We start from the raw sequence: 13,762 nt of genomic DNA, 5'->3' as shown, positions 1-13,762 counted from the left end.
CGTGGCTTTTTTCTCTCACTCTTGCCGCATATTTTATTATAAAATTATTATACTTTAATATAGATACCTTTGTCAACGGACATATGTGCCTTATAAAAAGTTAACTTTTTCACAAGAGTGATTGTATATAATATAGTGATTAACCCACAATAAGGTACAATGTAATGGAATTATGAAATTTCTCCTCCATAACTTGCATAAGAGCTCGGAACAATAAATTTAATTTAAGAAATTTCATAATTCAGGGAATGTAATGCTTTTTGTGGGATAATCATATAGTATGTTATATTTTCCTATACATAACAATTAAAACTCAAATATACTAAAGACCTACATATACCATATTTCTTCCTTACTAGTAGAAATAGCAATGGCTCCTGCCTTTAGACTTCCTATTACATCTTCCTTATCAGAAATTAATCCACCAGTTATTACTGGCACATTAATTTCTTTTCTGATTTTTTCCGTTATTTTATTCATCACACCAGGTAATATTTCCACTGCATCTGGTTTTATAGATTTAACCGTAGCTATTCCACTATTTAAAGATAAATTATCTAAAATAAATAATCTTTGAATGGCAAATAGCTCTATATCTTTTGCAACTTTTATTATACTTGCCTTTGTGCTTATTATACCATGTGGATTTATCTTCTCTTTTGTATATCTTAAGGCATATTCATCTTTTCCAAATCCTTCCATAAGGTCTACATGTATATAAATACTTTTTCCGGACTCTTTAACCTTATGAACTATTTTATCTAAGTTAAGAATATTACCTTTAAGTAAAAATATAATTTCACAGGGAGATTGTATTGCATTATCTAATTTTTTTAGATTATTTACTGCTGCTATTATAGGACTAATCTGTAATTTCGTATAAAACTCATTTTTCAAAAAGCTCACTCCCACTTATTTATTAAGTATATTAAATTTTATATTTTACTAATTCACCTTTAAATATTTGCGTAATTTTCTGGAATTTATCTATGTTATCAACTAACTTTCTCAACTCATTTGTATAGCTATTTACACTAGCACTTACTTCCTCTGAAGAAGCGGAATTTTCTTCTGCAATAGCTGCTAGAGACTCTATATTTTCATATATGCTAGCTATAGAATCTGCCTCTTTATTTAATTCATCTATAGTTTTTATCATAGATGAAGATACTGTTTGTATTGATTTATTAGCCTCATAACTAATTTCTTTAACCATTTCTAAGCTATTTGTTTCACTTTCTAGTACATCATACTGATTTCCTATACTGTCCACTAAATCCTTTATATCTCCTACAAATTCAGCTAAATTTGAATTTATATCTTCTACAGCAGTTTTAGTTTGTTCTGCTAAATTTCTAACTTCTTCTGCTACCACAGCAAAGCCCCTTCCTTGGTCTCCTGCTCTAGCCGCTTCTATAGAGGCATTTAATGCCAAAAGATTAGTTTGTTCAGATATTTGGGATACTATTAAAACTATATCAGTTATATCATTAGCTCTTCCCTGTAAATCTAATCCTTTATTCTTTACTCCTTGGAATTTTTCTAAAGTATCTAATATATTAGTACTGGTCTTTTGCACATTTTCATAACTATTATTTATTTTTTCAATAGCTTTTTCTAATTCTTCTTTGTTTACATTTTCACTCTCTACTATACGCTTTAGCATTTGTACATTGTCATTTAATGCCAATGCGGTTCCCTCTGTATTTTGTGCCTGACTCACTGCTCCATTAGCTACTTGCTCCACAACTCCAGCTATTTCCTCAGAAGTAACTCTCATAGTATCAGATATAGAATTTATATTATTCACAAAATTATTCATTTCATCTGTAACACCTTTAAACTCAACAAAATCAGCTTTTATAACTTCTTTATATCCTTTTAACAATTTGAATATATCTTGGAAAAAGTCATCCGTTTCTATATCAGAGTCTTCATTGTAATTGTGGCTATTAATTTGCTTTATAGTTTCCTCAATCATATTTTTAGGCCTCATAAGCAAATGAGTTCCTATACATGCTGCTACAGAAGAAACTAAAGATATTAATAATCCCTTTAGAATATTTTGAAACCCTAAAATAGGCACAGTTCCAATTAATGATATTAAAAATGTAAATACAGCAACCTTAATTTCTAATTTTTTTATAAAACCTAAGGATAATATCTTATTAAATTTATACACCTTTTTATAATAAATATCTTCATTAAAAGTAAGCCTCAACTTTAAGAAATCATCTCGTCTTTCTAATTCGTCAATATGTATTTCTTCTTTAAAAAATTGACAACTTCCTTGAATTAAGCCAAGAAAATAATCAAACATACCCCTATTGGAGCTATATGTAAATATAGCTTGCCTGTTAGATACTGGATTTATATTTAATATAGGTGGCTTAGCTCCTTTAAATTTTCTAGTCATTACTACGTGTACATTAAACATGGATTTAAAAAAAGAATACATATTTTCATGTTGAAAAAAAGCTGGAAAATCCTCGTGGAATGACATTATATTACTCTTTCCTATTTCCATCCAAAGTTTTTTGCTATCCAAACCTGCGCCAGAAGCTACATTTTCTATAACTCTTTTTATCTTAGAATCCTCCACATCTTCTAATGGAGAAAATATTCTACTAGTTTCCCACCCAGCAGATTCCATAGCTCTGTCTACAATTTCATCATTATATAATTTTCTACATGTTTTTAACCAAGTTGCTACTATTGTCCCCTTCATATTACTCCGTTACAAGAAACTTATAGTTTCTCTAACGATACACCTCCATTTCTTAATAATTTTTTATGGCATTTTATATATTTTTATAAGTCTTTACTAACTATTAATAGCCTCACTAACTAAAAAAGTATAATCACAATTATATATTCGTTTATATATATTTTTTATTAATAATTAATATTAAATAAATTTTATGTAAAATAGAGAATTGACGTGAATCAATTCTCCTAAACTTCCTAATTTTATATTAAAACTAAGTTCTACTATATAAATTATACCACTTTATTAATTTTTTTCTATATAGGATATTCTATTGTTGGATGATAAAGATTGGTATAAGGTGTTGGTGGAATAAAAACAGCTTTTTCCCCTCCCCTAGGTTGTAATTCTGCTATTTTAGTAACCGCCACATATATATCTGATATTTTATACCAAGTTGGGTAATCTACTACCCCTATTGGTGGTAAATAAAAAACTTTTTGGAATGTAGTAACTGCATTTTTAGTACTCTGTCCATATATTCCATCTACTATAACCTTAGGAATTGCTGGGTAGTCCTGAGAAATTCTGTTTAAGTAAGTTTGTATAGTTCTAACCGGCTCACCTGATGAGCCTAATTTTAACACATATCCTGGATAAGACATAGGGATTCCTCTAACCTGCTTTGCTGTTTGAAATTCCAAATTTGCTCCATAAAATCTAGTTAGTATTTCATACGGAACTTTTCCTTCATCTCCTAGATACTTACTTCCCCATTGAGTAAGCCACCCTGGACATTGAACTTTTACCCCATCACAATATTGTGTAAGAAGTGGTTGCTTTCTCGTTGGTCTTTTGGCATATGTGGAAAATATACCATCCACTATCCTGCTTATATTTGCATATATATTTCTTCTATAAGTAAAAGCATGATCATAAGCAGTAGAATTAGTTATATCAAAGTTTTTTCCCTTTCCCCTATACCATTCTGTATATATCCTATTCAATGTAAATGATATTATACAATATATATTAGCTCTTATAGTTGTTTCTGGCCAAGTAGCAAAAATTTCACTGGAAGCTACATTTTTTATATAGTCCTTATATCTAACTGTATAATTAGGTGCTGATTGATCATTAGGAACTCCAGCATGAACTACTATAAATTCTGGGACCACAGGTTCCGGTAGTACTACTCCTCCTGTTGGTTTAGGTTCTTCTTTATTAGGGTCCTCTGGTATCTTCGGAGGATAGTTTCCTACTAAAGTATTAGGTGGTATATCAACTAATTCTTCCCCTTGTCTATTTGGTGCTACCTTTTCCATTTTGCATTGTTGCACAGCCAAAGAATCGGGATATATCTGGCAATCTTTTACAAATAATGTTCTATATCCTGGCGCCTCTACCCTTATGTCACAAAAACTATACGGTAATTTGTCTGAAGGTTTCATAGAAAACTCCAAAGATGGAGCATTTAATCCTAACTCATTTGTTAAACCAGATGTATCTGTAGTAGTAGTTTCTTCTAACTGTCTTGTACTGTCTTCTGGTCTTTGAACTATGCTTACCTTAGCTCCTTCTATAGGTATATAGGTTTCACCTTCAAAAACTTGCACTTGAACGGTACCTTCATTTGGCATATTTAATCTCCTTATATAATTACTCTAATAACAATAATATGGATTTTACATACAAAATGTTCTTAATGCCTAATAATCTCTTAATCATTTAGATAATTATAATTGTGACTTTTATTTATTGAACTTTCGCAGTTAAAAAATAAAAATATAAAATTTAAAATGAAGAATAAAGCTCTTTTAGAAACTAACTATAATTTGAAATTTGCAGGTAAGTAATAGGTAATAGCTAAGAAGTAAGAGTTAAGGATAAAACTCAAAGAGTTTTTTAAATTAATTTGTAAGTAACAGGTAATAAGTAATAGTTGTGATAAAAATTCCGCTTTGCTGAATTTTTTAAAGAAACTCTTACCTTTTACCTATTAGTTCTTACTTTTTCACTCTTACTTCTTACTTTTTACCTCTTACCTACTTTACAAATTCCTATTTGAATGTGCCTTATATTATTAATTTAAAACATTATATATTAATTCATATATATCCTCAGGTATATTTATATAAATATTTTTCTCCTTCCTAGTAATTAAATTTTCCTCATACATTTGCTCTGTATTTATATTTGTATATATACGTTTTTTTGTTTTAATATTTCTTGCACTTATAAAAACTTTATCTAAATCTAATTGGCCATATCCCCATTCTCTATTAGGATAAATATCTCCAGTTCTCTGTCTGGCTCCTCTTATAAGATAAGTTTTTAATTTAGTAGAGTACATTGTAATATCATTTCCCTTAACTATACCCCATTCTAAAAGCAAAGCTGAAGCTCCTGCAGTTACTGCCGCTGCCACACTACTTCCGCTTACTGTAGTTATTCCTCCTCCTACAGCAGTAGTTGTTACATTCACTCCCCCTGCTGCTATATCTGGTTTAACTCTTAAGTCTCTAGTATAACCTTTACCAGAAGCTGCCACTACCGTATTATTATTTTGATTATAATAAGCACAAGATATAATTCTATTAGAAGTAGATGGTATGGTAAGAGTTACATATTGGGATGGTGCTAAAAATCTAGTTCCATTTTTAAGAAGTTCTCTTTGCGGAAGCCATATATCATATCTTCCACTTACTATATAATCCCCTATTAATTTAAATCTCCATATCCCACTAGTTATATTTTGAATGTTAACCCTGATAAGTTCATCTCCAGTTATTTCTTCTGGAATAAAATATTTTACGAATATAATGCTACCTTCATAAACTAATCTTACCTCTTCCTGCTCCTGAGCCTTTGCCGGTATTCTATCTACTACTTCTCCTGAAGGTGATATTATTCCTATAGATACTTTATCAGGTTTTTTACACCAAATTTCAAAACTTAAATCCCTCTCCATTTCATCTACCTTTATCTCAACAATTCTCTCTTCACCTTGTTTAAGTACCCCATCTGTATGAATATCTCCATCACCCTGGTTTCCACATCCAGTAACTACCACTATACCCCTTATTTTACTTATTTCATCTATATATCTTTCCACTATAGCACTTCCATCATGAGCCCCTTCATTAGTTCCTAAAGGTACATATATTACTGTTGGCATATTCAATTTCTTTGCTAAATTGTACAGATGCTTTATTGCCAATATTATATTTATACTGGAATATACAGGTGTACCCTTCCCTTCAATAGCGCCTACTGGTGGTATAACCCTATCTGGTTTTAACTTAACCACTGCAAATTCACAATCTGGTGCCGCTCCTACCAATTGAGGATTTATACCTCTACCTCCTATTATTCCTGCCATGTTGGTTCCATGTCCTATGTCATCTTTACTATTTACAATAGCATAAGGGTCCTCTCCCTTAGATTTAGCTTCTATAGCATTATTTATTTCCTGACTAACATATTCCCTCCCAAAACCAAAGTCTTTAGGGAAGCTATCTCCTGGTAATGTTTGATCCCATATATCTATTATTCTAGTGGTATCATTCTCATACATGAACTCTTTATTTAAATAATCAATTCCTGTATCTACCATACCCACTAGTACTCCCTGCCCCCTTAAATTTAAGAATGGACTAGTATGAAACTTTAATATATTAGCTGAATCTAAAGGTGAAACTTGATTTAAAGTGTAGTGGGTTAAGTCTTCTACATATATTATTTCTTTACTTTTACTAAAAAAATCTTCTGCCTTATCTGAATCAATATATACTACTGCATACCGCTCATCTAAAATAAGTGGATAAGCGAAATCCACATTATTAAACAAAGCAGTTATGTCACCATCATACTCCACTATATAAGATTTTTTATTGACCTGTTGTCTAAAAACATTAGTACCCTTTGCCAAATCCATCCCCCCTTTTACACACAATTTTCCATATCCCCAAATAGGTCCTGGGTATTTCACATCACTTTTGTCCCTTGTAGCTCCTTTAAGCAAAAAGTATTTTAACCTCTCTCCATACATATATACATCATTCCCCTGAACAATCCCCCACTGCATTAAAATCGCCGCCGCCCCTGCCACATGAGGTGCTGCCATAGAAGTACCTGACAAGCTATCAAACTCTCCCATAGGAATTGAAGATAATATTCCCTCTCCCGGTGCAACTAAATCAGGTTTATCTCCACCTATTTCTCCCCTTCCAGAAAAGCTAGATATACTATTTAATCTATAATTATAACTACCTACAGATATCACCCCTTGTACCGTGGCTGGAATACCTAGTGTATTAAATGGATTTGGGTTTAAAAATTTTGTATTTGGGTTTAGACCCTCAGCAATAGGCATCCATATATCATACTTTCCTCTAGTTCTACGTAAGGAATTTATAGTTATTTGCCAAACTCCCCCAAGTATGAACTCCTTTTGACTAGACAGTGTTATTACTATTTCTCCATTTATATCGAAAGGCTTAGGTCCACTATTGTATATATAATACCTATCATCACCTAGTGTACCCACATAGTATTCTTCATTTATGAATATATTTTGTGATACTAGACCTGCTGGATTTTTTATTTCTATACTTATATCATCAAGAAAATCTTTATAAAATTGCAACACTATAACTCTCTCATCTTCTGCTATGTTTATAGATATATTTTGGGAAGTTTCTAAAATTCCTCCCACATGGTGCGCCCTGTCTCCCTCATTTCCAGAAGCCACCACAAAGCTAATTCTTTCAAGATTACAAATAGTATTAATATACTTTTCTAACAAGCTACTGCCATTGTGTGCTCCATTATTAGTACTAAAACTCAAATTAATAACTAACGGTTTTTTAATTTCATTACTTTTATCCAATAAAAATTTTATTCCTCTCATTAACTGAGTACTCCTAGCATAGTTTACTTTTCCCTCTGGGGTCATTTTTACCATGGCTATAGAAGCTTCATATGCAACTCCATAGTATTTCTTATCTATATTGCCATCAGCACAAGCTATGCCTGCTACATGTGTTCCATGACCAGATAAATCTCTCTCATTCACTATTTCATATGGATTAGGAGATTCCAAAGCCCTATTTATCTCATTTTTACCCCATACTTTTCCTCCTTGAGACAAATCATATATATAATCTATCCTTGTATTACCTTCTATATCTTTAAAAGCGGGATGAGTAAAATCTATACCCGAATCTATAAATCCAACAAGTACATCTTTTCCCGTAAGCCCATACAAACTCCATACCTGTGGAACGCAAGAAGCTCTATTGCTTTCTAAATCTGAAGCATATAATATTTTAGGTAATTCTATGTATTGAATTTCTTCAATACTACCTACTTCTTCTAGCCTATCAACACTTATAGTTATTATCCCAAATCCATATCCTAAATCTTCAAATACTCCACCCATATTTTCTATTTTTTCTTTAACTATAATTCCTTTTTCTCCATATAAAACTACCAATTCTAAAAAACCCTTAAGTATATCATCATTTTTAGAAAGCTGAGCTATTTTTTCCTTTACACTAAGTGGCACATTATTTAATAGATTTAAAAATCCCTCTGTCTTTTTCGTAAATATTCACCTCGAAATATTGCTTAACATTATATTCTATGAAACTTCAACCTAATAAGTTACTAAAATATTAATTTCTATCCATTGCATTATGAAAATTTTTAAAATGAAAAACAAAGAGGCTGTCACACTAAGAATAAATCCTACAACATATTGTGTTAACTTTAAACTTGCAAAACAATATATTGTATATAAATTCCTTAATGCCACAGCCCCTTTTAAGAACTTTATTTAAGCATCTTCTTCTTTATCAATGATATACCAAGTATTATTTACTTTTTTAACAATATATTTTACCGAAACATCCCAAGATCCACCTACTTCTTTATTATTAGCATCATTTATAGAAACAGAATATGTTATATTAAAATATGTTTTGGTAAATACTGTTTTTTTAGAAATTATTTTTAATTCAAACTTATTTATTTTATATGGTTTTTTAAATGTTGAATCCCCTCTATATGTTTTAAAAACATTAATTTTTTCAAATAGTTCTTTTGACATATGCTTAGATATATCTTCTGTATAACCATTTTCAGTTACATATGCTTGTTTTATGAAACTATAAAATTCTTCTTCAGTTACTAATTTAGAATTAGCATTTTTAATAAAAAAAGTAATTATTAATACTAATATACACAGTATAATGGAACTTAATAAAAATTTCTTTTTTATAATATTCTCCTCCTTCTAATTAGTGCCAAAATTTTATATATCTTATATTTGTATAAGTTGAACTTGGATATACGTTTAGGATAATCTTTTCTATTTAAAATATATGTTCTTCATTTGAAGAAGATGATTTAACATCAGAGTTCACCAAATTAAAATCTATATTGTAGCTAACATATACATAGTACTTCTCTTTAACATTAAACATAAAGTACCACCTTACTTAAATAACATTATTATACAATAATAACATCATTTTTATAAATTGCAATAATATTATAAAATATTCTTTGTTTTTTTATTTATCCCATCCAACCAACTGTGTTTTTCGCTATAAGCATAAACCTTTTTAATACGTTGTATTTTCCCATTGGCATTTTTATATATTGCTAATGCATCCATTGATGTTACTTTATGTCCTTGAAATATTTTTTAAACTTCCTTAGCACCACTTTCCATATCAAATGCTTGCTTTGGAATTTCTTCAGCTTCTGCTACTGTAGCTAATACTTCATTAATTGCTTTAACTCTATTGCCATAAATGTAAAATCTTAAACCAATCACCTTTCTTACCGTTTTAATTCTTCAAATTCAAAACGTATATCGCTTATAATATCAACCTTTTTTTTAATTGATTACACTTTAAAAGCTCATATATCCGAAAATTTTTAAAATGGAAAACAAAGACTCTAATTTTACATTTAATGTAAAATTAGAGTCTTTGTTTTAGCTCACTCTCAATCTTTTATTGTCCATAGTAACTCTAACTACAACTCTACTATATAGCTAACCTTTGTATAAGCCAAATAAATTAAAGATTTTACATAGCGAAGCGGAGGAAAATCCTCATTTAGTCAGCTGTTCTTCCATCTGATAGCTTATGCATGAGCCAAAAAATCTGTCTTTAAGGTAACACTAAATATATTTATTGTAGACTTAAAGACAGATTTTTCTTAATGCGATATACCCTATTTTTATATATTAAAATTTATCCTTTACTAGCCCACTGGCCCACTAGCACACTGAAAATTATGACAAAGTCATAATTTTCTTATAGTATTATCTCTACTTTATCTATTTTAACTAATGGTTTAATATTTTTAATTTCTGCGGTTTCTGTAATTACATTTCCTCTGTTACTTATTAAAAGAACTTTATTGTTGCCTAGCTTTTTAATTTGTCTTATAACTCTTTCCCCTTTATGCTCTAATAAACAAACAGAGTTATTTTCAACTTCATTTATAGTATGCCCAAAAGCTATATCACCTTTCGCTATTCTAAAACCTATCATATCGTCATCTTCTATAGCCAAAAATAAAACCTTGTCTTGACTATGTCCTTCTATTTTGTTTGATACTAAAGGAAGTGTTTTCTTACCTAAAACCTTATTTAAGCTATAATCATATACTGGTATAGCCTTTAGTATAGATGAAAACGCCTCTCCCCAAACAGCTGAAACTTCTTTTTCTTTGGTTATACCTAATTTTCTATTTACGACTTTTACTTCATCATTTTCCTCTTCTTTAAAGTTCATAGTTAAGTCATTTAAATCTTCTCCTAATACCTTTGAAGCTTTTTCAATAAGATTTTCATTCATAACCTTTCTTCCTAATTCTACTTCGGTTATAAACTTTTCAGCAACTCCTAGTTTTTTAGCTAATTGCTTTGCACTTATTCCTTTTTCATTTCGTATTTTTTGTATTTTTTCCCCGATCCTGCTCATTTTTATACCTCGTTTCTTTATGCCCTTTTGTTAGAGTTATTCTTATACCATTCTCGTTCCCTTAAAAGCTCTCTTAAAAGTTCTTTAAATGTCCATTCTTTTGATGTTTTAGTAACCACCGCAAGAATGCACCCTAAATTTTTATTAGCTCTAATTCTAGCTATTAATTCTTCCAGCTTATGGTCTTCTATATTGTTAAATAATATTGCCTTTTCTTCTGGCATTTCTTTATCATATACTTCTATCATCAATCCATTCACTATATCTTTTACTTTCATATTAGCCATAGTATTTTTTATTATTTTAAACTTTAAAGATCCTTCACTGCATAGAGAATTTAAAATTTCATTTTCTTCATCACTGAACCCATAGGCTAGCATAGAAGAGTTGTTGTCCAAAGTTATCCCTTCTCTCTCATAAGTTTCTTATTACAATAGTTAACTATTGAATAAATTTTAAAATATCCCTACTACATTTTTTCTGGTTCGTTATATTCTACACCAAAAGTTTCTACAATAACTTCTTTCATAACTTGAGGTTCCATTGGATTATCTCTATGGTCTCTTTCTGTGGCTGCTATCTTTTGAGCAACCTCCATGCCTTCTGTAACTTTACCAAAGCCAGCATATTGTCCATCTAAATGTGGAGCCTCTCCTACCATTATAAAGAATTGGCTGCCAGCAGAATTAGGTGCCATAGTTCTAGCCATAGATAAAACACCTTCAGTATGCTTTAAATCATTTTTAAATCCGTTAGATTTAAATTCTCCTTTTATAGAATATCCTGGACCACCTACTCCTGTACCGTGAGGGCATCCTGCTTGAATGACAAAACCTGGTATAACTCTATGAAAGCATATGCCGTCATAGAACTTTTTATTTATCAAGCTTATAAAATTATTTACAGTATTAGGTGCTACCTCTGGGTACAATTCTGCCTTTATTATATCACCGTTTTCCATTTTAATAGTAACTATTGGATTTGCCATGTTTATCTCTCCTTTAACATACTTAATTTGTATTTTTAAATAATTATATCACATTTTATAGTATTATCCATTTATTTAATGCTTTAGTCTTTACTCTATATTTTCTTCTCTCCAAAGTATTTTTATGTCCATCTTATTAATAGGCTTGTCAACTTTAATACTTATAGATCCCTCTGGTAACAAAATTATACATTTATTTTTCAACAATTCCATTCTTTTTTCCTTATTATTATCTATACAAATTAAATGTATATATTCTCCCTCTTCTATGGTATCATTAAAAAAAAGAAATTTTTGCTCTTCTTCTCCAAAACAATTTTTTCTACCTCTACTACCTATACTTAAATAAAGTTTACTAATTTCTGATCTAATAAATATATTTTTAATTATATATATGCTGTTACTATTTTGGGGATTTGCAATTGTTATATTATCAAATTCATATTCCTTTATTATCTCTTTATCTATTACCTTTAGTTCATAATTTTTTAAATATTCCTCATCATCTTTATCTAATATAAATCCTTTCATATCATCACCCTCACCATGGTATTTTCATAAGAATACTAAATATTTTCCCTCCTTATCATTGTGCTATCCACCTTACATCTAAATCGGTGAAATTTCCGCACCGTATCGTAATATTATTTTATTCCCATAAAATTATAAGGTGCTTGTAACAGCTAATATAAATCTATAAAAGTCAAAAGATATTTATATAAATTTATGACTAGGCGCTACACAGAAGGTTATTGATAAAGTTCAAAAAAACAAAAAGAGCAATTAAAATAACTGCTCCACAAAATTAATATATAAAGTAAGGGTGTAATATTATGAGTATTAACTTTTTATTTTCAGAATCTTCTTCATTCCTTGTTACATTTATACTATATCAAATCCCATATTAGTTGTCAATGTTTTCACAAAGTTTTTAGTTTATATACTTATAAGTTTATAACTTAGCTCAATAATCTCCTGAGTATCTAAAGAGTTATATATAGTTAGTTTCCCTGGAACTGTTCTATTATTAAGTAAACTTGCTTTCTCCAATTGCCTTTTTAGTTGCATAGAAGTTCCCATACTTCCATCAATAATAGGCACATGCTCACCTACAATTTGTGACAATTTATTCTTTATAAATGGATAATGGGTACACCCTAAAACTATAGATGATATTTGTTCGTCAGTGAATTTATTAAGCTTTCCTTTTAAATATTCTTCTAATTCTAAGCTATCTATATTTCCACTTTCTATGAATTCCATTAATCCAGGGCAAGGCAATGGAACTATATTACAATCTTTTTTATATTTTTCCATTAAATTTTTAAACTTTTTCTCTGAAAGGGTTACAGTAGTTGCCATTATTATAATTTTCCCTTTTCTATTAAGTTCTACAGCAGGTTTTAAAGCAGGTTCTATACCTATAATAGGCAGAGAATACCTTTTTCTAAGTTCATCCACTGAAGCGCTAGTTGCCGTATTACATGCTATAACTATGGCTTTTACTTCTTTATCTAAGAGAAAATCCACCACACTATTTGTAAGTTTTCTTATTTCATTTACACTCTTAGTACCATAGGGTGCATTTTTTGTATCTCCATAATATATAAAATCTTCATAAGGCAATAATTTAATAGCTTCTTTTAAAACACTTAATCCGCCTAAACCTGAATCAAATATTCCTATAGGTTTACTGTTTTCTTCCATTTATACTGCACCACCTTGTGTTAAATAAATATAAATCCTTTTAGGTACATGAAAAGAAATAACAATTCAAAGATGCTAATATATTTTGTGCCAGACAAGGAAGCAGGTTCTGCCTTTGGTAAGACTATCGGCGGGTTCTGCTGACGCAGTATGACGCAAAAATAAACTAGCATACTGACTTATTATTTATTTGAATGTGCCTTACTTAGATATTTTAACAAACTACACTATAAAAACACAAATAAAATATTAAAAAATGTTAAAAATCAATGTTTTTTTTCACCATTATTAGGTTGTTTTAAATATTCATATGAAATTAACCTGTAAATCCAATTCATTTTTCTTGACATTGAATTG

Annotated in this window: 12 protein-coding genes; all 12 read right to left on the bottom strand. The window is 29.9% G+C overall.

The window, feature by feature from the left end; all coding sequences use genetic code 11:
• Positions 1-330: 330 nt before the first annotated feature.
• Positions 331-906 carry a glycerol-3-phosphate responsive antiterminator gene (locus C1715_RS04490; RefSeq protein WP_242971885.1) on the bottom strand — a complete coding sequence of 192 codons (576 nt, stop codon included), beginning with the start codon at positions 904-906 and terminating at the stop codon, positions 331-333.
• Positions 907-928: 22 nt separating this feature from the next.
• On the bottom strand, positions 929-2,728 hold the full coding sequence (locus C1715_RS04485; protein WP_102399432.1) for a heme NO-binding domain-containing protein: 1,800 nt from the start codon (positions 2,726-2,728) through the stop codon (positions 929-931).
• Positions 2,729-3,024: 296 nt separating this feature from the next.
• Positions 3,025-4,347, bottom strand: coding sequence for a peptidoglycan-binding domain-containing protein (locus C1715_RS04480; RefSeq protein WP_102399431.1), 1,323 nt, complete (start codon positions 4,345-4,347; stop codon positions 3,025-3,027).
• Positions 4,348-4,790: 443 nt separating this feature from the next.
• Entirely contained in the window at positions 4,791-8,321 is a 3,531-nt protein-coding gene (locus C1715_RS04475; RefSeq protein WP_278320089.1) for a S8 family peptidase, read from the bottom strand.
• A gap of 225 nt (positions 8,322-8,546) precedes the next feature.
• Positions 8,547-8,819, bottom strand: a complete 273-nt coding sequence (locus C1715_RS04470; protein WP_102399430.1) for a hypothetical protein — start codon at positions 8,817-8,819, stop codon at positions 8,547-8,549.
• Positions 8,820-9,263: 444 nt separating this feature from the next.
• Positions 9,264-9,389 carry a hypothetical protein gene (locus tag C1715_RS19990; RefSeq protein ID WP_278320085.1) on the bottom strand — a complete coding sequence of 42 codons (126 nt, stop codon included), beginning with the start codon at positions 9,387-9,389 and terminating at the stop codon, positions 9,264-9,266.
• A gap of 30 nt (positions 9,390-9,419) precedes the next feature.
• Positions 9,420-9,551, bottom strand: coding sequence for a hypothetical protein (locus C1715_RS19985; RefSeq protein WP_278320084.1), 132 nt, complete (start codon positions 9,549-9,551; stop codon positions 9,420-9,422).
• Between the two features lie 487 nt (positions 9,552-10,038).
• Positions 10,039-10,710: a helix-turn-helix domain-containing protein gene (locus C1715_RS04465; RefSeq protein WP_102399429.1), complete on the bottom strand. Its 672-nt coding sequence runs from the start codon at positions 10,708-10,710 to the stop codon at positions 10,039-10,041.
• Positions 10,711-10,727: 17 nt separating this feature from the next.
• Complete coding sequence (locus C1715_RS04460) at positions 10,728-11,108, bottom strand: DUF3783 domain-containing protein (RefSeq protein WP_102399428.1); 381 nt, start codon at positions 11,106-11,108, stop codon at positions 10,728-10,730.
• A 71-nt stretch (positions 11,109-11,179) separates the two neighbouring features.
• Positions 11,180-11,698: a peptidylprolyl isomerase gene (locus C1715_RS04455; protein ID WP_102399427.1), complete on the bottom strand. Its 519-nt coding sequence runs from the start codon at positions 11,696-11,698 to the stop codon at positions 11,180-11,182.
• A 90-nt stretch (positions 11,699-11,788) separates the two neighbouring features.
• The gene (locus C1715_RS04450; RefSeq protein WP_102399426.1) at positions 11,789-12,229 is read right to left on the bottom strand and encodes a hypothetical protein; all 441 of its coding nucleotides are present in this window, start codon (positions 12,227-12,229) and stop codon (positions 11,789-11,791) included.
• A 405-nt stretch (positions 12,230-12,634) separates the two neighbouring features.
• Positions 12,635-13,405 (bottom strand): glutamate racemase, encoded by a 771-nt coding sequence (gene murI / locus C1715_RS04445; RefSeq protein ID WP_102399425.1) that lies wholly within the window; start codon positions 13,403-13,405, stop codon positions 12,635-12,637.
• Positions 13,406-13,762: the final 357 nt, after the last annotated feature.

Source organism: Haloimpatiens massiliensis (assembly GCF_900184255.1).
In the GTDB taxonomy this organism is placed as follows: domain Bacteria; phylum Bacillota; class Clostridia; order Clostridiales; family Clostridiaceae; genus Haloimpatiens; species Haloimpatiens massiliensis.
The sequence above is the reverse complement of the archived record's forward strand: the minus strand, read 5'-3'. Positions and strand labels throughout refer to the sequence as shown.

Bases quoted from the DNA above. Each gene is read 5' to 3' on its own strand.
- C1715_RS04485 (WP_102399432.1), bottom strand. From the start codon at position 2,728: ATGAAGGGGACAATAGTAGCAACTTGGTTAAAAACATGTAGAAAATTA.
- C1715_RS04480 (WP_102399431.1), bottom strand. From the start codon at position 4,347: ATGCCAAATGAAGGTACCGTTCAAGTGCAAGTTTTTGAAGGTGAAACC.
- C1715_RS04470 (WP_102399430.1), bottom strand. From the start codon at position 8,819: ATGTCAAAAGAACTATTTGAAAAAATTAATGTTTTTAAAACATATAGA.
- C1715_RS19990 (WP_278320085.1), bottom strand. From the start codon at position 9,389: ATGGATGCATTAGCAATATATAAAAATGCCAATGGGAAAATACAACGT.
- C1715_RS04465 (WP_102399429.1), bottom strand. From the start codon at position 10,710: ATGAGCAGGATCGGGGAAAAAATACAAAAAATACGAAATGAAAAAGGA.
- C1715_RS04455 (WP_102399427.1), bottom strand. From the start codon at position 11,698: ATGGCAAATCCAATAGTTACTATTAAAATGGAAAACGGTGATATAATA.
- C1715_RS04450 (WP_102399426.1), bottom strand. From the start codon at position 12,229: ATGAAAGGATTTATATTAGATAAAGATGATGAGGAATATTTAAAAAAT.
- murI (WP_102399425.1), bottom strand. From the start codon at position 13,405: ATGGAAGAAAACAGTAAACCTATAGGAATATTTGATTCAGGTTTAGGC.